Raw genomic sequence first — 17,187 nt, 5'->3', positions numbered from 1 at the left:
TAAAACACCTTACGTTGATAGATAAGGTTCAATGCCCATTCTCCAACGAAAGGTGTTTATTTGTTTCGTTTTTGGGGTTAGCTGCAACATTGCTACACTAGGCTTCTTTCAGTTTTCTTCTATTTAACTACTTCTACGGATAAAACACTAAACATAAATCTATTTATCGACAGTTAACGATTATCTGAGTGAAGCAATTATTGCCGATTTCCTATTTGCATGATTACATACACTAACTGGCTTTGTCGCATGACCTTGGTCATCTGTACACCAAGACTGCGATTGGAAGGCTAGGAATATACCTATCCATCTATTCTCTTCTTCAAAATGAATGAGTACCCCACCATCTTGCCATATCCCGTCGTCTTGTCTAAATTCCTTACTATTTCCTTGATTCATATGAATATCGTGTACACCTCTGCCTGGAGAAAAACCGAAATATTTATCTTTTTCCTCTTCTACTTTAAATTTTTCTCCGTAAGCATAAACAGTAGCTTTTTTAGTCATAGCCTCTTGCATATATTTATTAACTTTTTCATTTAGGTCATTGTCTGGTCCATTCTTTGTGGCTGGGAGAGGAATCATTTTTGAGGAATCAAATAAGCCTCCCCGAATATAATCTAATGCAATTTCACGATTTTCATTCGTAACTTCGGTAAATCCTTCTTCGTAGTTTGGAATAATTGTTAGTTGATTCGAGTTAAAATCTTCACTAACAAAATAGAGCACTTCTGAAGGCTTTACCTTAGAGGCAACATTAATGGCAATCCTATAATTCTCCTCCCGTTTATCCTTCTTTGTTGCTCGAATATGCACTTCGTAATGAGGAGTTTTGTCATATGAATCCACAGGTCTCACGTCAACAACTTTACCTTTTAGTACTCCGTATTTGTATAATGGCATAGTCAATTACCTCCAATAAAGTTTTATAGGCAAACTCTTTTGTTCAGGATTCATTGTCTAAAATTGCAAAATCAAACTTTCTCCATTTTGTTTGTCTAGCATTTATCTCCTCCCTTTTCTTTCGATCACTCCGAATTTATAATTGAATACCACTCTAAACACTTAATACCTTCTATAAAATTCCAATAACTCCTTCTAATTCAAATCAATTAGACTAAAAATTCAAGAAAGGTATGCCAATTTTAAAGTGAAAAATGGGACGTCGCTAGGGCTCTTTATTTTTATATCTATTTCTCAGGCTATGAACTATACAAACAAAGCTATCACGACATATTAATAGTAATGTAAAGCTAATTTAGCCTTACACCTCCGAATCTTGTTACAAAGGGTCACTCCTATCCCAAGTGGCCCTTTTTATAGTTTTATCACTCATAATGTTTCAGTAAAATACTTTTCATAAACTAGTGATATAACTAATATCATGCTATAATTTATTGACAATTTTTATCGAGGTGCTTTAATTGACATTGACATCCTTCAGAAAATACATATCTTTTGCTATCTTTGTAACATTGTTTTTATCAACAACCGTTTGGGATTATTTCAGAAATGGAGATTGGCATTTACTAAAAAACTTTCTCTATTCTTTATGGGCCGGGATTTCTTTTGCCCTGGGAACACTTTTAATTAAAAATAAAAAAGATGAAACTTATTAAAACTAAAACAGAAGCTGTTAAGACTAAATTAGCTTTTTTACTGCTCATAAATCTTCTAATTAAACAACTTCCATATTATGTTATACTCAATAATAATGATCCGTATTTCAGGAGGTCATTCATTGAAAACGCATACTACAATTGGAAAATTCATTTTTGGGATAGGCTTGTTATTATCTTTAAGTGGACTTGGAACATCATTTGGTCCATTTCATTTCAATTCATTTATTCAGAATAAATCTGTGGCACTTATATTCATTTTAGTTGGAGTTACTTTTTTGATCACATCAAGTTTCTTTAAAAAACATTAAAGGCTATTCACAATGCCATCCACCACTTCAACTCAACTACTCCGTTCGTAGAATAGCAACAATCTTTTCGAAAACCAAAGAAGCATATTCAAATTTAACGAATATGCTTCTTTTTATTAATGGCGAATAATGAAAATCGTCCTCACTATTTAATTAACCTTTACTACATCAAAGAATTAGTGAACAGCTTTTTTATCGATCAGTTTAGAACTTCCAAAAGCCATTACCAGCGCAACGAAAGATATAACAAATGTCGGCATAAAGCTTGTCTTTCCAAATACCACTTGCGATTGTAAAGATGAAACCTCTTCCCATTGAATGCTAGGCGTATAAAACATCGTTAATAACATCCCTGATAGCACATGCAACACGACAAATACTAACGTAAAACTTCCTGCAAACACTAAGAATTTTTTCAAGTTATCCCTCCTCCCTATTAACTATTACGATTGGAGTTTAAATAAGTTTCGCAATATTCTATTTTTAGTACGTAGTGGTTGTCTAGAAATTATTGTGTACCCACTATTATAGTACATTTTGGTATTTTGCGGTTTCCTCAAAATAACAACTTCGCAATTCCCTCTTACATTGTACTATCCTTCAAAAATGAAATAGCAAAATCACGAAAACTGTTTACGACAAACGAATTTTTTCTCTTTTTATTCCAAGCAATCCCTACGGTTTGGAAGCAATCCGGATTTGAAATTTTTACTATCTTTACATTGTCTAAATACTGATCTAAAAATGAGTATTTGAAAATAAAAGAGATACCCTTTCCTTCATTCACCAATTGTAAAATAATCGATAAATCTTCACCTTCAAAGGCAATATTCGGCGTAAAGCCTGCTCTTTCAAATAATTGATTTTCGGTAGTTCGGAAGTTTTGCCCTGTTTCTGACAAAATAAACAGTTCATCCTTTGTCTCCATCAATGAAATACTGTCCTTAGCCGCTAATGGATGACTTTTCGGGACTACTAAAAAGACTTCTTCTGTAAATAACGGAACCCACTCTATTCGTTCATCTTCTATAGGATTGATGACAATCATTAAATCAATTTCACCGTAAATTAATTTTTGTAGCGCTAATTTATCTGGTAATAAATACTGTCGGATTTTAACATTCGGGCGTTTTTTATAAAAATCATAAAATAACTTTGGCAGAAGTTTTGAATTCATCACATTTATCGCTACACTATCTTCCCGAATATTAGCTAGTTCTTGAACCTCTGTTTTCGCCTCTTGTAAATCATCTAAAACCTTTCCGACCTTTTCATAAAAAATACGTCCATATTCATTTAAACGAATAGATTTCCCTTTTCGATCAAAAAGTGGTACGCCAATATCATCCTCTAAACGCGCTATCGTTTTGCTTAATGAAGATTGCGAAACCTCTAATTCCAATGCGGCCTGCGACATATGCTCCAAGCGGGCTACTACTATGAAATATTCTAATTGTGTTAATTGCATGATTATTCACCTTCTTATCCTTATTACTATAAAGGAATAAGCTCATGCATTCAAAAATATTGAATACGTTTTTTACTGAAAGCTATACTACACATGTAAAGAAGACTTACAACTATGGGGAGGCAATACTATGAATGTTAAAGATTTTGAAGGTCGAGTTGTTTTAATCACTGGAGCTGCTACTGGTATTGGTCGTGCTACAGCACTAGCGTTTGCACGCCGTGGGGCGAAAGTAGCAATTGGTGATGTGGATGATCGTGCACAAGAAACTGTAGCGCTAATTCAACAAGAAGGTGGAGAAGCAGTTTTCTTTAAAACTGACGTAACAAGTCCAGAACAATTGAAATTACTTGTGAAACAGACTGTAGAAAAATTTGGTGGATTACATCACGCATTCAACAATGCAGGTGTTTTAAATAAACCAGCAAAATTTGTAGATATTGAAGAAGACACATTTGATAAAGTGATGGCAGTGGACGTTAAAGGTGTATTCTTTGCAGTGAAACATGAGCTCGAATACATGATTGCCAATGGTGGCGGTACGATTGTAAACACAGCATCAGTAGCCGGTGTCATTGCCGACCCAAATATGGCACCATACGTAACAGCAAAACACGCAGTGACTGGTTTAACAAAAGCAGCTGCCATTGACCACGCTCGTGACGGTATCCGAGTGAATGCTGTAGCGCCAGGTTTAACAGAAACACCAATGACGCAAATGTGGAAAGATAATCCTGAAGTTTGGCATGAAGTGGTGTCAAACGTTCCACTAGGTCGCGCTGCTAAACCGGAAGAAATTGCTGAAGTCGTTGTATTCCTTTCTTCAGACGCAGCAAGCTTCTGTAATGGCTATGTTTATGTAGCAGATGGCGGACAAGTTGCGCACTAATTTTTATTAAAAGAAGAACGAAAATAGACCGAGACAGATTTCGGTCTATTTTTATAAACAAGTTCGTGTCCATTTAGATGGCATAACTGACCAACAACAAAAACTTATCAAGGCATAAAATAGCATGAACGGAATACATTTTCAGTAAACGTTCACGCTTCTCCCTCTTCATATGTATTTGTAAATCTTAGATGAAACTTCTTAGCTACTCCTGAACTTTCTCTATAGCATGAATGAGTTTTTATACAGTATTAAAAAATATCGTAGTAACCTAATGGGAATCTTCGTCACATTATTTTTTACTTACGTATTTTAAAATATAAACAATAATCATAAATAATGTTATATAAATACTGCCTATTGAAATAGTTAGATAAAGAGTGTCTTTAATAGTATTAATATCAAAATTAACTAAACTAAAAATTAGTGCAAAAATGAATGCACAAATTAAATGCTTAAAATACATGAATACAACATTTTATTCTTACTGTTTTTTTTCAGTTACAACTGATACTACTAGAGCTACAAGCATGACGGGTGCAGTAAATGCAGTACCATAGATTCCGTATGCAATACTGTATGTTATCCAATAAATAATGGAACGATAAATATTCCCAGATTTATTGTAATGACAAATGAGATAATTTTATTTTTCAACATAGTATTTCACAACCTCTTCTTTACTTTAAAGCTGTCCTAGCAACGACATTCAGCAATATGAATTTTCTTTGACATTAGCCTATGCCCTATAGATATTTATATTCTTCTAAATACATTCGGATAGTCTATAACCAAACCATGTTCGTCTATACATATAATTGTTTCATAATCATAAGAACGGTATCTAAAATATCTCAATTTACCATTGTTTTTTAAATATTTATAGGATTGGGGAACTTTTTTTACTTCGAGGGATGGAATGGATATGTACACCATTTCAAAATGTTCCTCTTGATTAAGGACCCAATTCATTCTATTAATAGGAAGTGAATTCGAAAATGGTGTTGCAGATATATCAATATCAATTGCCCCTTTTAGCTTATCAATTACCTGTCCATCATTTCCGAACCAGTTTCCCTTTCCATCAGACTTTAATTTTAAACTGTTGTGTTCATCAACTATTATGGTCAATTTTTTAGTAAACCATTTGGAGTCTAAATCAACTTTGTATTCTACAATATGAGCATTAGATTGATCCCCTTCTACATATATAATTGTCCCTTTCGCTGAGAAGTTTTTTTCTTCTTTAAAAATGCTTAAATGCTCACAACCAAACTGTTCTTCATTCTGCCATACTACCTTTTGATTCAAAACTTTCTCCCCTATCTTTAATAAACTCTTCATCGAAGGCTAATTCTTCCCTGAATAAAACACCTATTTTCCTTAATAGCGGAATCTAGAATAAATAAATTTAATCGAGTACCTAGTCAATATTACCGTTTCACTTTTAAACCAATCAATTCAGCAAAGCCAATTGCTTGTTCAGTGGAAATCACACAGCCGTTTAAATTTTTTAAAGTTACATTTAAACGTTCAAAAGTGCATGTACTGATATCCACATCATGTAAAGGAGTGTCGTTAAAATCAACTTCATCAATATTGCATTGTTCAAATTTCACTTTTTTAAATTGGCAGTCATAATAGCTTGCACTACGTAATGAGGATTGCTCAAAACAAATCTGTTTTAATCTCGCTACTCCAAAGTTGCACAAATTCATCATACAGCCGTCAAACGTAACATTCCCTAAATGAGCCTCTGAAAAATCAACACCTACTAGTTTACAGTTTTTAAATGTAACCCGATGTATAATTCCTTCGTTAAATTTGGAGTTGGATAAGTCACAGTTTTCAAAAATAACATCAGTCATATCAATTTTATTGAAATTTGAGTTGATCAAAGATGCTTTTTGAAACAGTACTTTAGAAACAATTAAACGTTCAATATGATCATTCTCTCTACTTATATTCGTAATCAATTGATTCGTTAGATAAGGTTCTTCATCGTAAAAAATATCTTCAAAAGTTCCTTCAGCCAAATAGTTTGGAATAAGTGGAAGTTCAATTTTAAATTTAGTAGTCATTCTGTTCCCCTCTCTTGCTTTTATGTCGCTACTTAATTTTACCTCTAAATGCTTCCTCTACAAAAGAGAAAATCAAAATACCACAACCCAAAGATTGTGGTAAGAATTTTATTTATGGTCTTCCTTTTTATTTGTTGCGTTTGGAGGAAGTGTTTTCGTTGTGTTGTTTTTCATGCTTTGCATTGTTCATTTGCTCTTTCGTTAGATCATTTTCTTCACGCACATCTAGATCGTCGGGGCTTAAATCTGCTCCAAATTCTACTTGCTCTTCTTCACTTTTATTGCGCTTGTCGTTTGTCAAAATTATCACCTCCGCTATATAAATTATCCATTTTAGCGTAAATTATACTTGTAGGAATTTAAGATAAATGTTATTTTAATTTCTTCAGTTATTAACTATTCTGGTGTCATTTAGGGAGAAGCTGTTTGTTTTGAAATAAAAGGAGAGAGATTTTATGACTAAAAAGTATGTGCATCACATTTGCATACAAACAAATACATATGCTGAATCGTTACATTTTTACACGGAAGTACTAGGGTTTGAACTAGTACAGGAATCACCGAATTTCCACAATCGACATTTTAATACTTGGTTAAAACTTGGAGATTTTTATATTGAACTCCAAACTGGAAAATATAATGAAGACCTTGATCATTACAATCCGAATGCTCATGGCATTGTACATTTCTGTTTATGGGTGGACAATCTAAGACAAGAAGTTGAACGTTTGAAGGCTATGAATGTCAATTTTATTTGTAAAAATGATGAAATTATTTATAAGGTTGAAAATGGTCAACTTTGTAAGCTAACAGCACCTGAAGGAACCATTATAGAATTTCGCGATAATAAAGGAGTTTAAAAGAGGTTTTCTTCATACCTTTTCGCTTTTTATACCAGGTCTCATAGTAATGATGAGTCCTGGTATATTTGTTTGGGATGGCTAAATGTAGCTACTCTTCGTTTTTCACCACTTATAATCCTCTAATTTTTTGTCCAAGCTATATAAAGAACCTCAACATTTCACAAGAATTTCTAAAAGTAGGGATCAAAAAATGAAAAAGTTAATGACATTAATGGTAAGTTTGACAGCTGTACTATTACTTTCCGGATGTTGGGATATTACTGAACCACAAAGAATGTACTATGTTGATGGAATTGGTATCGATTTTAAAGATGGTCAATATGAAATATATATGCAAATTATCAATTTTGCGAATGTAGCTAAATCTGAAGGGCCGACTCCTCAAGCAGCACCTTCAGAGATTGGATTTGCAAAAGGGAAAACTATGGAAGAAGCCTTTTTTAAGTTATATCGCTCCATTGACCAAAAAGTGTTCTGGGGACATATGACTTTTCTTATTTTCTCCGAAGATGCTTTAAAAAACGAGAATGCCATTCCTGTTATTGACAGTTTTTTGCGTCATCGAGAAACTAGATACCAAATATTGACATTTTGTACAAAGGACCCTATTAAAGATCTTCTATTAGTGACACCGATATTAAATAAATCACTAACCGATTCGAAGCTAAGCAATCCTATGCATACAAAAGAGCTACAAACATATGTAGAGCCCATTGATTTAAGAAAACTAATTCTCAACTTAAATGAGCCGAGTCATGAAGCAAATATTCCGTTAATGACAATCAACAAAAACTGGGAGACTACCGATGAACCAACAAAGGAAACTGCTTTAACAGGTTTTGGAGTAGTTTCAAAGGATGGATTTAAAGGCTATTTAAATGATGGAGCAGCGAGAGGCGTACAATGGATGTATACTAAAAAAACTCGTGGAGATGTAACCTTTAAATTAAACAATAAAGAAAAAGAATTCTTAACAGTAGACTTAGAAAAATTAAGTACAGAATTGAAACCAATTGTAAAAAACAACGAAGTAACATTTGAAGTGGATGTAAAACTAAATGCCACCATCAATGGTTTCAAAGGAAAAGTATCCACCGACGAAATAAGAAAAGGTATTATTCGTGCAGTTAAAAAAGATATAAAAAATTCATATGCAGAAGGCTTAAAATTAGATGTTGATGTTTTCCGTCTATCTGAGACACTTTATCGTAAAAACGTAAAGGCATGGAAAAAACTTCAGAAAGATGGCAAAATACCGTTAACAGAAGATACACTTAGTAAAATAAATATTACCGTAATCAAAGTGAATCCTGGTCGAATAACATTTGCCGAAACGATTAAAGAATAACTATTTATAACACCTTTGTATCCACCCAGCGCTATATTCGATTCACTGAAATAAATTTTCTTTCATTAGCACTATGATTTTTCATTCTATGTGGTATAATGCTGTAGATGGCTAAGCCATTTATAAGGGCAAGACCAATTCTGAGCTGTAGCGTTGTCATACGCTACAGCTTTTTTATATTGTTATGGTAAAAACATACTTGGGTGACTTCATGCGGATCAGCACTAGGGTCAGTGGCACAAAAGTTCATTTCCCTTCTTAGGAAGAAATACAACTAGTCAAATCAAATTGCTTTTTTAGTAATCCTAATAAAGATACAGTGTTTGATTAATTCGTAAGTTTGGTTTTAAATTCAAGCATTATTTGAAAAAAGGCCAATTTCTTACTGTTAATGTTAAGAAATTGGCCTTTTCTATAGAGTAAATAGAATCTAATTCAGATTAAATTTCCCCTTAATATTTTTTGGTATCTCATCTGCTTTAATGACTTCCGGCTCCCCAGTATATCCTTGTAAACTTCTAGGGACACGGAGTAGCGTTCCTTTATCATAAGCTTTTTCTGCAAAAAAACTTACAACCTGCTCATTTCCATCCTCATCAAACCCCTCTAGTGCGTATACGTAATGACCATTACTATTTGGAGTTTGTAATTCCTCGTTGATTTGAATAAAGTAATCTTTTTCTATCAATGCACCTTTTTCACCACAACCAACTAATAAAGTAGCGAATAAAATGGTCATTGCTATAAATTTCATCATCTTCATTTTGCATGTCCTCCTCTTTTCTAACGAATTCGTATCGTTACCGAAGAGTATAGATCATCTCTTCACAACCTTAATTTTCGGGACATGACAGTTAGCTTACGAAATTGTCACCTTTAAAGCAAGAACATTTGTGTCATTAGAACCTTGCTACTGTTTCCAAATTTTTTTACGTTCAGCTTCAAAATAAATAGCTTGTCCGGCTTCTGTATTACTGCATGTTTATGGCGTTGATGGAACCATTGATTTTTGGGATACAAATCGGGAACATGTCCGAACACTTCACCCCTGAAACATTTGTAATAAAACTGTAATTTAAGGCACTGAAGCCTTTTATACCAGGTGTTTACAGCGAATCGCCATTCAGCGTGGTAACAATTACCTCGAAGAAGCCCTACTTTCTCATGCTACGATTAATGCCAATGGCAAGCCAACCTAACAATTGCATCAGGAGGACATGAACAACATGAATAAACGATTTTTAACAACAACATTAGCATTTACGATAGGTTTTAGTACATTGGGAACTATACAACCAACCATTCAGCCCATCAAAGTTGAAGCAGCAACTACAAATGTTCTAAATAACGATCAGGCCGTTACAGCGAAAGCAGAACAATTAATTCAAACTGGCAAAAGCTTAATTGGTAAGGCGACATATAGTAATACTGAATACAAGACTACATATCCTTATAAATTTTCTTGCGCTTCATTTTTGATGTACATTTTCGAGAAAAATGGTGTTGACCTTGCAACTTATAATGAAGATTATATGATACAGCAAGGAACATCTGTTAACAGAGGTCAATTACAAAAAGGTGATTTACTATTCTTTAAGAGTAAAAAAACCGGGACAGACCCAGACCACGTTGGTATGTATATAGGAGACAATAAAATGATTCACATGGCTGATTCTCAGCAAAATATTGTTATTTCTGATTTAAATAGCAAGCCCTATTATACAGAAAATTATGTAGGGGCCCGTAGAGTTTTACCTACATTACTCTCCGCTAATCCTGCAACTACAGGCGATAAAATCGTTGAAAATGCTTATAACTATAAAGATAAAGTAACTATGGGCACAACGAATAGTGAACAGAGTCTTCGTTTTACAGCGCCAGGATTTATAGACTTTATCTATCGTAAGAGTGGCATTAAACTTGGGACAACCGATTTAAAGGAACAAATGAATGTTGGGACAACGGTTTCACGTACCAATTTAAAAAAAGGTGATTTGGTGTTCTTCAATAGTGTTAAAGGTTCTAAAAATCCTTCACTAGTAGCTATCTATGCAGGAGATCATCGTCTGATTATTCCAAGTTCAAATGATATTACGACAAGAGTACTATTCGTTGACTATTATAATGAACATTATATTACTGCAAAACGTGTTGTTTCAGATAACTCAAATCCAACCCCTAGCACACCTTCTACTGCTGCTGACAAAATTATTTCTACTGCCACAAATTTGAGTAGTAAAGTGAAGTTTGGCTATTCGTATGACGAAAGCTCACTTACGTTTACGAGCGCAGGATTTACGTATTATGTTTTTAAACAGCATGGGATTGATTTAAAAGATAAATTAGCAAGCAGACAAGCATTAGTTGGGACTAAGGTGGAAAAAGCTCAGTTACAAAAAGGAGATCTTATTTTCTTCTCTACTAACAATGGCGGGATAGATATTAAACAAACAGGCATCTATCTAGGTAATAATCAATTTATTAGTATGACAACAAATCATGTTGTTACACAAAGCTTGACTTCAACATGGGCAAATCAAAACTATGTAACAGCCCGTCGTGTTTTAAAATAAACATAGAAAAGGCTGGATAGAAAAAATAACGAAAAGAAAAAATAACTTTTCTATTTCACAATATGAATTTCCTTATTTAAAATCAAAAAATGTCAGACCGATTTTATCTTGGTCTGACATTTTTCTTTTTGTCCCATCTCTTTCTTTTCAAAACCTCGCTTTATAAACCAAGCGCTCTATACATAAGCGCTGTAAATTGGGCGCGTGTTAAGTTTTCATTTGGTCTAAAATTACCGTTTTCATCACCTAGCGCAATATTGTGGTCCGCAAGAGCAGCAATATAGCCACTTGCCCAGTGTGATGAATCGACATCCTTGAACTTACTCTTACCTTCTGGCGTTAAGCCAAATGCAAGGACCATTACTTTCGCCATTTGCGCACGTGTAATATAGGCATTTGGACGAAATGCTCCGTTTGCACCATCCACGATACCTGCTCCGACCTTCTAAAACACGCCCCCTCCCCTGCCCTATTTTCATCCGTCCATGGACCAACGAAATATATCAACTGTTTACGTCATAAAAAGACATATAAACAGTGTTCATAACAAAAGCCACGAAACGTTGATTTAACAACATTTGTGGCTTTTAAAGTCATTTCGAAGCTTTCATTTGTGAACGTTAATTAAGTTTGTTTTGTATATTTTATAAATCATTTTTTTATTATTAACATTGAATTAGCATTTATTTGAAATTCATATGGCACGTTTACTTCTTCAACTGTACAGCCACTGTTATTCAGATAACTTATTAATTGCTCTAAATGTTTATATCTTTTTCCTTCTAAATCAACTAAAGGGAATATACGAATTTCTTCTTTCGTAATCCTCAATAATTCATTTAGCGTATCAAGATGGAATTGATAATCTAATCTATCTGAATACATAAATAAAAAATGTGCTGAAAGAAGCATATCAAATTCTTCATTTTCAAATGGTAATGAAGGTAAAGTAACGGGGATATATCTTTCATTAAATTCCTTCATATCATTGGTACAATCATATAATGCCCTTAAACGATTGTGTTTAAGACCTTCTATATCCTTGAAATAAGCCCATTTATAATTGCTTTGAACTTTTTGCAAATGCTCCGCCGTGTGTTCAATATCTTGAAGACCTTTATTTTTTAAGTCTTCACCCGAATGGTAATAAGCAATATCACAAGCTGTTACATCAAAACCTGATTTGTTACCTATTGCAGTAAATGAACAAGCACCTGCTGGACAATCAAGTATTTTCTTTCCATGAAGTTCTTTCTCTGATAGTGAGAACATATTCAAATACTCTTCAAACGTTCTCCCAATAAAAACAATCCGTTCTAAATCTAACTTTGTACTCTGCTCGACTTCACTCATCTAAACTCACCTCATTAAAAAATTATATTTACAATATAACACAAATATTAAGTTATCCTTTTAAATACATTTAATCCAATATGTTAATTGAACAAAAAAATACACCCAAAGCGTTGTGGATCTCAAGATTCCGGACACACAAAAGTTAAGTTTTTATTGTGAGGCGCCTTCAATGGATTTCTCGCTCAAAATACAAAAAAATAGAACATGCTACACTGCATGTCCTATTACCCTTCTTATGATCCATTAATGTTTTATTTATATAATTCTTTATAAACGATTACTTTTAGTGCCATCATTTCTTCGTCTGTTAATTTACCTTCCATTTCTTGAATGACCTGTTCTTTTGTCATAGTACCATTTTGTACTTTTACTCTTATATTATTAAGCTCCGAAATACCCACTTTTTTAATGATTACTTTTGTCGCCTCTTCTTTTGTTGTAAACGGCAACTTGCTGCTATCTGCAGTTTTAGCCTCTTCCATAAAGGATTTTAATTGAGGGTCGCTTTCAATCGTATTTTTAATTTCATCCATTTGTCCACTTTCCTCTAACTCTGACGAAATTGTATCAGCGACTTTTTCAGACGCAAACTTGAAACCAAAATGATACACTCCATAACCAATAATACCGAGGACAATTACTATGATTAGAAGGAATTTAATGAATCTCATATTCTCACACTCCTTAATTCTAAACTAATAATACTATATAGTGTGGAGAGATGAGAAATGATAACCTTGCGAACAGGACATTTTACAATATCATTCCTCTTTTGACAAATCCAAAAAACGAATAAAGAAAATAATGAAAAGGATTAAGTTCGACACAACATTGAACCTAATCCTAACAAGCAGTTTAAATCTTTGTGGTTCACAAAGGTTTTTCGTATTTAATCCTCAACTATTTCTTTAAACTCTTTCCCCTTTTGAACATATGTGTCGATTGATAACTGGATTAACTCGATGTCTTTGTCTTGCAGCTGGCGCACGACTTTCCCTGGTGAGCCAACGACTAATGAACGCGGTGGGATTTTTGAGCCTTGTGTAATAAGTGTGTTTGCACCGATAATGCATTCTTCTCCAATTTCAGCATGATCTAAAATAACAGAACCCATACCAACAATCGAGCGGCGACCAATTTTGCAACCATGTAAAACTACTTGATGACCTACTGTTACTTCATCCTCTACAACAACTGGAGCTCCTTCATATAAATGAATGGTTGAATTATCTTGAATACTACAACGTTTACCAATGGTAATACTATCTTCATCACCACGTAGTACAGCGTTAAACCAAATAGACGATTGTTCACCAACCGTAACATCTCCAATAATATACGTGCCTGGGGCCTGAAATACTGATTCATGAACATTTGGCTTCTTTAAAGCGTATGTAATCTCCATAAAAATCATCCTTTCAATCATCGGAATATTTTGCTAGAATTTAGTATAACACATTTTCAACGGAGGTGCTATTTTTGAATGAATTATGTTCTGTATTAGAAATAAAATACCCTATTATCCAAGGGGGAATGGGTAATATCAGTAGTCCTAAACTTGTGGCAGCTGTATCGAATGCAGGTGGCTTAGGGACAATCGGCTGTGGGACAATGACGCCAGCAGAAGTTGAAGAACGCATTATAGCAACGAAGCAATTAACGCAAAAACCTTTTGCCCTCAATGTGCCAATCAATGTCAATCCTTATACAAAGGAATTATTGCAATTAGCTATTACACATAAAGTACCGGTCGTTTCTTTATCTGCAGGTAATCCAACTTTATATATAGAAAAATTACATGCTCACCATATTCGAGTGATTGCTGTTGTAGCCTCTGTTAAGCATGCTATTAAGGCCGAGCAAGGCGGAGCAGATGTGATTGTTGCTGAGGGTTATGAAGCTGCAGGAATTAACTCCAATTTAGAATTGACTACCTTTACGTTAATTCCTCAAGTAGCCGATGCGGTTTCTATACCTGTTGTAGCAGCAGGTGGTGTTGGCGATGGTCGCGGATTAGCCGCTGCGTTAATGCTTGGAGCAGCCGGTGTTCAGATGGGAACTCGCTTTATTGCTACACAGGAAATGCCAGTACATCAGACCTATAAACAAAGACTAATTGATGCAACTGATGTGGAAACGGTCATACTAGGACGTTCGATTGGTCAGGTTCGCCGTGTGTTATGTTCACCTTTCACCTCTTCGTTTCTTGCTGATGAAGCAAAAGGTATAACACTTGCTGAATATCAAGAACGCACATCCGAAACCTATCATATAAAAGGTGCTATGGAAGGAAATGAGCAAGGCGGTTTTATGAATAGCGGTCAAATCGCAGGGATTATTCAAGACTTACCGACCGTTACAACTCTTATCGAGACTATGATGGATGATGCTCAGCAATGCCTAAATCGGACATTACTGAATACTTTCCAAGACTCAGTTAGGGGTGTTCAATTATGACGACTATGATCGACTTAAAGCGAGTGATTGCTGGAGAAATTGAACCACCAGCATGTGATAAAACTTTAGGTATTCATGTAAAATCGGCTATTGCCGGTAAAGCCATTTGCATTTGGAACATCGATGAACGCTTTTTAAATGGGCATCAAGTCGTCATGGGAGGATTCATCACTTCTGCAGCAGATATTACGATGGCCTATTCGATGGCTTCAATATTAGAAAGTAATCAAGGATTTGCTTCGATTAATTTGCAAACAACATTTTTACGACCTCTTCACACCGGAATGGCTACGGTTGAATCATCAATTGTCAAGCAAGGCCGAAAAACATGCTATGTGGAAGCAACTGTTTCTCAAAATGGCCAGTATGCTGCCAAAATAACATCTTCTATCATGGTCCTCTAAACGCAAAAGAGCTTATCCATAATAAGTATGGACAAGCTCTTTTTTCGTATTTTAATTATCTGCATGGAATATTTCTTCAAAGAAACGGCATGATGGGCCTTCCAATAGATTGTAATATTCTTGGAATAATAGCGCAGCATGATTTCCACTCCACATAGGCGGTAATAATTCTTGTGGCAGTCCTGGATCGATAAATAAAAATTTACGATATTCATGAACAAGATTTGTACGCTCTACAAAACACTCGGCATCTGACATTTCTTGTCTTGAGATTGCACTTTGATGAATAATATATTGCTTACTATATTGATCCATAAACTTCTCATAACGTGCCTCAATCTCAGCCAACGACCAGCTTTTTTCGATTAGCGCTTCATGATCATGAGGGCCAATGTATTCAGCCGTAAAAAAGTCTACATGATTAGCAATATCATATTTTTGAATGAGGAGTTTAACCTCTTCTTCTAAATTATTAGGGGATATCCAACAGCCATTCGAAAAGGAGCCAAATCCACTCCATAACAGCTCTTTACGTAATTCATCTCGAATTTGTCGCTTATCTTCTGGAATAGAGTACATTAAAAGTCTCCATTTCCCATCCCACTGTGTTGGTTTTAATTTGAAAATACGATTTGCTGCCTCCTGCATCCGTATTTCACCGCGTTTAGTTAAAAAATAATAACTACGGTTCCCTCTCTTTTCTGATTGCAGCCATCCTTGTTTAACCATTCTAGATACAGAAACACGTACATTTTGCTCTGTGTGACCGAATTCTTTTAATAAACGAATCAAACTACCGATCCAAATTTTTGAACCGTAATGCATAATATAATCGCCATAGAGCGTAAAAATCATAGACTGTGTATTTGCGCCCATTCTCTCCCTCTACTTTCTAACTCATTTTCCTTGAAATGCAGGTTGCCGTTTCTCGCTGAACGCCTGTAAAGCTTCTAGGCGATCTTCTGTCGGAATAACTAACTCATAGGCCTTCGATTCGATCGCAAGACCCGTTTGAAGATCGGTATTCATTCCTTGTGTAATGGCATATTTTGCTTGACAAACAGCGACAGGGCCATTTTGCATAATGCGCATTGCGAGTGATTCACACTCGTCCAACAACGTCTCCCGTGGCACTGATTTTAAAATGATTCCTAGAGCTTCTGCCTCTGTAGCTGTAATTTTCGCTGCTGTTAAAATCATTTCTTTTGCTTTCATTTCGCCGATTAATCGTGGTAACCGCTGCGTACCACCTGCACCAGGAATGATTGCCCAACTTGTTTCCGTTAGGCCGAGTAATGCCTCGTTAACTGCAATCGCAAAATCACATGCTAATAACCATTCAAATCCACCGCCTAGTGCATGCCCATTCACTGCTGCAATTGTTGGTTGTGGTAAATTTGCTATACTATTAAACACGTCTCGAATTGCTCGTACGTTTCGACGTACTTCTTGCGTTGTTAATGTTTTTCGTTCTTTTAAATCTGCACCCGCACTAAATGCCTTTTCACCCGCACCTGTAAAAATGATTGCGCGGACATTCTCAGCTATATGTAATTCGTCTACTACTTGTTGCAGTTGAAATAATGTATTATAGTTGAAACAATTTAACACCTCTGGACGATTTATTGTTACATAAGCAATATAATTTTCTATTCTAAATGAAATACTTTTCATTTGCAAACTCTCCTTTTCTATTCGATTGTTTCAAAAAAACGGCACATCGATTGTGCCGTTTCATGTTGTTGAAAACTTTTATGTTAATGAGATTAAAGTGTCCTATTAAAAGAAAGTATGACTTTTTTGCAACACGAAGTGGGT

Annotated in this window: 20 protein-coding genes; 7 read left to right on the top strand and 13 right to left on the bottom strand. The window is 34.8% G+C overall.

Translation table 11 applies throughout. The features are described 5' to 3' along the window. Positions 1-180 precede the first annotated feature (180 nt). Entirely contained in the window at positions 181-903 is a 723-nt protein-coding gene (locus MWJ95_RS04110) for a YukJ family protein (RefSeq protein WP_249072445.1), read from the bottom strand. Between the two features lie 838 nt (positions 904-1,741). Between MWJ95_RS04110 and MWJ95_RS04105 the strand changes: the two genes are divergently transcribed. Continuing rightward, positions 1,742-1,930, top strand: coding sequence for a hypothetical protein (locus MWJ95_RS04105; RefSeq protein ID WP_249072444.1), 189 nt, complete (start codon positions 1,742-1,744; stop codon positions 1,928-1,930). Between the two features lie 176 nt (positions 1,931-2,106). Here MWJ95_RS04105 and MWJ95_RS04100 read toward each other — a convergent pair whose 3' ends face one another. Then, on the bottom strand, positions 2,107-2,349 hold the full coding sequence (locus tag MWJ95_RS04100; protein WP_249072443.1) for a hypothetical protein: 243 nt from the start codon (positions 2,347-2,349) through the stop codon (positions 2,107-2,109). Positions 2,350-2,513: 164 nt separating this feature from the next. After that, on the bottom strand, positions 2,514-3,398 hold the full coding sequence (locus MWJ95_RS04095) for a LysR family transcriptional regulator (protein ID WP_249072442.1): 885 nt from the start codon (positions 3,396-3,398) through the stop codon (positions 2,514-2,516). Positions 3,399-3,528: 130 nt separating this feature from the next. Here MWJ95_RS04095 and MWJ95_RS04090 point away from each other — a divergent pair, with 130 nt between their 5' ends. Next, positions 3,529-4,287: an SDR family NAD(P)-dependent oxidoreductase gene (locus tag MWJ95_RS04090; protein ID WP_249072441.1), complete on the top strand. Its 759-nt coding sequence runs from the start codon at positions 3,529-3,531 to the stop codon at positions 4,285-4,287. Between the two features lie 756 nt (positions 4,288-5,043). Here the strand turns inward: MWJ95_RS04090 and MWJ95_RS04085 are convergent. From MWJ95_RS04085 to MWJ95_RS04075, 3 genes are all read right to left on the bottom strand, one after another. Beyond that, entirely contained in the window at positions 5,044-5,598 is a 555-nt protein-coding gene (locus MWJ95_RS04085; RefSeq protein WP_249072440.1) for a putative glycolipid-binding domain-containing protein, read from the bottom strand. A 122-nt stretch (positions 5,599-5,720) separates the two neighbouring features. Further along, complete coding sequence (locus tag MWJ95_RS04080) at positions 5,721-6,368, bottom strand: pentapeptide repeat-containing protein (RefSeq protein WP_249072439.1); 648 nt, start codon at positions 6,366-6,368, stop codon at positions 5,721-5,723. 127 nt (positions 6,369-6,495) lie between these two features. Next, positions 6,496-6,678, bottom strand: a complete 183-nt coding sequence (locus MWJ95_RS04075; RefSeq protein WP_249072438.1) for a hypothetical protein — start codon at positions 6,676-6,678, stop codon at positions 6,496-6,498. Positions 6,679-6,823: 145 nt separating this feature from the next. On the opposite strand from MWJ95_RS04075, the gene MWJ95_RS04070 reads away from it, so the two are divergent. Next, on the top strand, positions 6,824-7,228 hold the full coding sequence (locus tag MWJ95_RS04070) for a VOC family protein (RefSeq protein WP_249072437.1): 405 nt from the start codon (positions 6,824-6,826) through the stop codon (positions 7,226-7,228). Positions 7,229-7,421: 193 nt separating this feature from the next. Next, positions 7,422-8,579 (top strand): Ger(x)C family spore germination protein, encoded by a 1,158-nt coding sequence (locus MWJ95_RS04065; protein WP_249072436.1) that lies wholly within the window; start codon positions 7,422-7,424, stop codon positions 8,577-8,579. A 430-nt stretch (positions 8,580-9,009) separates the two neighbouring features. Here the strand turns inward: MWJ95_RS04065 and MWJ95_RS04060 are convergent, their stop codons facing one another. Continuing rightward, the gene (locus MWJ95_RS04060) at positions 9,010-9,342 is read right to left on the bottom strand and encodes a DUF1093 domain-containing protein (protein WP_249072435.1); all 333 of its coding nucleotides are present in this window, start codon (positions 9,340-9,342) and stop codon (positions 9,010-9,012) included. Positions 9,343-9,805: 463 nt separating this feature from the next. Here MWJ95_RS04060 and MWJ95_RS04055 point away from each other — a divergent pair, with 463 nt between their 5' ends. Further along, complete coding sequence (locus MWJ95_RS04055; protein WP_249072434.1) at positions 9,806-11,152, top strand: C40 family peptidase; 1,347 nt, start codon at positions 9,806-9,808, stop codon at positions 11,150-11,152. A 160-nt stretch (positions 11,153-11,312) separates the two neighbouring features. Here the strand turns inward: MWJ95_RS04055 and MWJ95_RS04050 are convergent, their stop codons facing one another. The 4 genes from MWJ95_RS04050 to MWJ95_RS04035 all read right to left on the bottom strand — a co-directional run bounded on the left by MWJ95_RS04050 (position 11,313) and on the right by MWJ95_RS04035 (position 13,913). Further along, positions 11,313-11,582 carry an S-layer homology domain-containing protein gene (locus tag MWJ95_RS04050; RefSeq protein WP_308221860.1) on the bottom strand — a complete coding sequence of 90 codons (270 nt, stop codon included), beginning with the start codon at positions 11,580-11,582 and terminating at the stop codon, positions 11,313-11,315. Between the two features lie 221 nt (positions 11,583-11,803). Beyond that, complete coding sequence (locus tag MWJ95_RS04045) at positions 11,804-12,505, bottom strand: SAM-dependent methyltransferase (protein ID WP_249104435.1); 702 nt, start codon at positions 12,503-12,505, stop codon at positions 11,804-11,806. A 254-nt stretch (positions 12,506-12,759) separates the two neighbouring features. After that, the gene (locus tag MWJ95_RS04040) at positions 12,760-13,179 is read right to left on the bottom strand and encodes a hypothetical protein (RefSeq protein ID WP_249104433.1); all 420 of its coding nucleotides are present in this window, start codon (positions 13,177-13,179) and stop codon (positions 12,760-12,762) included. Positions 13,180-13,397: 218 nt separating this feature from the next. After that, the gene (locus MWJ95_RS04035; RefSeq protein ID WP_249104431.1) at positions 13,398-13,913 is read right to left on the bottom strand and encodes a gamma carbonic anhydrase family protein; all 516 of its coding nucleotides are present in this window, start codon (positions 13,911-13,913) and stop codon (positions 13,398-13,400) included. Positions 13,914-13,987: 74 nt separating this feature from the next. On the opposite strand from MWJ95_RS04035, the gene MWJ95_RS04030 reads away from it, so the two are divergent. Beyond that, on the top strand, positions 13,988-14,965 hold the full coding sequence (locus MWJ95_RS04030) for an NAD(P)H-dependent flavin oxidoreductase (protein WP_249104429.1): 978 nt from the start codon (positions 13,988-13,990) through the stop codon (positions 14,963-14,965). Beyond that, positions 14,962-15,369: a PaaI family thioesterase gene (locus tag MWJ95_RS04025; protein ID WP_249072428.1), complete on the top strand. Its 408-nt coding sequence runs from the start codon at positions 14,962-14,964 to the stop codon at positions 15,367-15,369. Before MWJ95_RS04030 ends, MWJ95_RS04025 begins: the two co-directional genes overlap by 4 nt. A gap of 51 nt (positions 15,370-15,420) precedes the next feature. Here the strand turns inward: MWJ95_RS04025 and paaX are convergent, their stop codons facing one another. Then, positions 15,421-16,245, bottom strand: a complete 825-nt coding sequence (paaX, locus tag MWJ95_RS04020) for a phenylacetic acid degradation operon negative regulatory protein PaaX (protein ID WP_249072427.1) — start codon at positions 16,243-16,245, stop codon at positions 15,421-15,423. A gap of 21 nt (positions 16,246-16,266) precedes the next feature. After that, complete coding sequence (locus MWJ95_RS04015; RefSeq protein ID WP_249104427.1) at positions 16,267-17,043, bottom strand: enoyl-CoA hydratase-related protein; 777 nt, start codon at positions 17,041-17,043, stop codon at positions 16,267-16,269. Positions 17,044-17,187: the final 144 nt, after the last annotated feature.

This window comes from Lysinibacillus sp. Bpr_S20 (assembly GCF_023337835.1).
In the GTDB taxonomy this organism is placed as follows: domain Bacteria; phylum Bacillota; class Bacilli; order Bacillales_A; family Planococcaceae; genus Lysinibacillus.
The sequence above is the reverse complement of the archived record's forward strand: the minus strand, read 5'-3'. Positions and strand labels throughout refer to the sequence as shown.

Excerpts from the sequence above, each read along its gene's own strand:
- MWJ95_RS04110 (WP_249072445.1), bottom strand. The coding sequence starts at position 903 with ATGCCATTATACAAATACGGAGTACTAAAAGGTAAAGTTGTTGACGTG.
- MWJ95_RS04095 (WP_249072442.1), bottom strand. The coding sequence starts at position 3,398 with ATGCAATTAACACAATTAGAATATTTCATAGTAGTAGCCCGCTTGGAG.
- MWJ95_RS04025 (WP_249072428.1), top strand. The coding sequence starts at position 14,962 with ATGACGACTATGATCGACTTAAAGCGAGTGATTGCTGGAGAAATTGAA.
- MWJ95_RS04070 (WP_249072437.1), top strand. The coding sequence starts at position 6,824 with ATGACTAAAAAGTATGTGCATCACATTTGCATACAAACAAATACATAT.
- MWJ95_RS04065 (WP_249072436.1), top strand. The coding sequence starts at position 7,422 with ATGAAAAAGTTAATGACATTAATGGTAAGTTTGACAGCTGTACTATTA.
- MWJ95_RS04045 (WP_249104435.1), bottom strand. The coding sequence starts at position 12,505 with ATGAGTGAAGTCGAGCAGAGTACAAAGTTAGATTTAGAACGGATTGTT.
- MWJ95_RS04080 (WP_249072439.1), bottom strand. The coding sequence starts at position 6,368 with ATGACTACTAAATTTAAAATTGAACTTCCACTTATTCCAAACTATTTG.
- MWJ95_RS04055 (WP_249072434.1), top strand. The coding sequence starts at position 9,806 with ATGAATAAACGATTTTTAACAACAACATTAGCATTTACGATAGGTTTT.
- MWJ95_RS04090 (WP_249072441.1), top strand. The coding sequence starts at position 3,529 with ATGAATGTTAAAGATTTTGAAGGTCGAGTTGTTTTAATCACTGGAGCT.
- MWJ95_RS04060 (WP_249072435.1), bottom strand. The coding sequence starts at position 9,342 with ATGAAGATGATGAAATTTATAGCAATGACCATTTTATTCGCTACTTTA.
- MWJ95_RS04015 (WP_249104427.1), bottom strand. The coding sequence starts at position 17,043 with ATGAAAAGTATTTCATTTAGAATAGAAAATTATATTGCTTATGTAACA.
- MWJ95_RS04040 (WP_249104433.1), bottom strand. The coding sequence starts at position 13,179 with ATGAGATTCATTAAATTCCTTCTAATCATAGTAATTGTCCTCGGTATT.
- MWJ95_RS04035 (WP_249104431.1), bottom strand. The coding sequence starts at position 13,913 with ATGGAGATTACATACGCTTTAAAGAAGCCAAATGTTCATGAATCAGTA.
- paaX (WP_249072427.1), bottom strand. The coding sequence starts at position 16,245 with ATGGGCGCAAATACACAGTCTATGATTTTTACGCTCTATGGCGATTAT.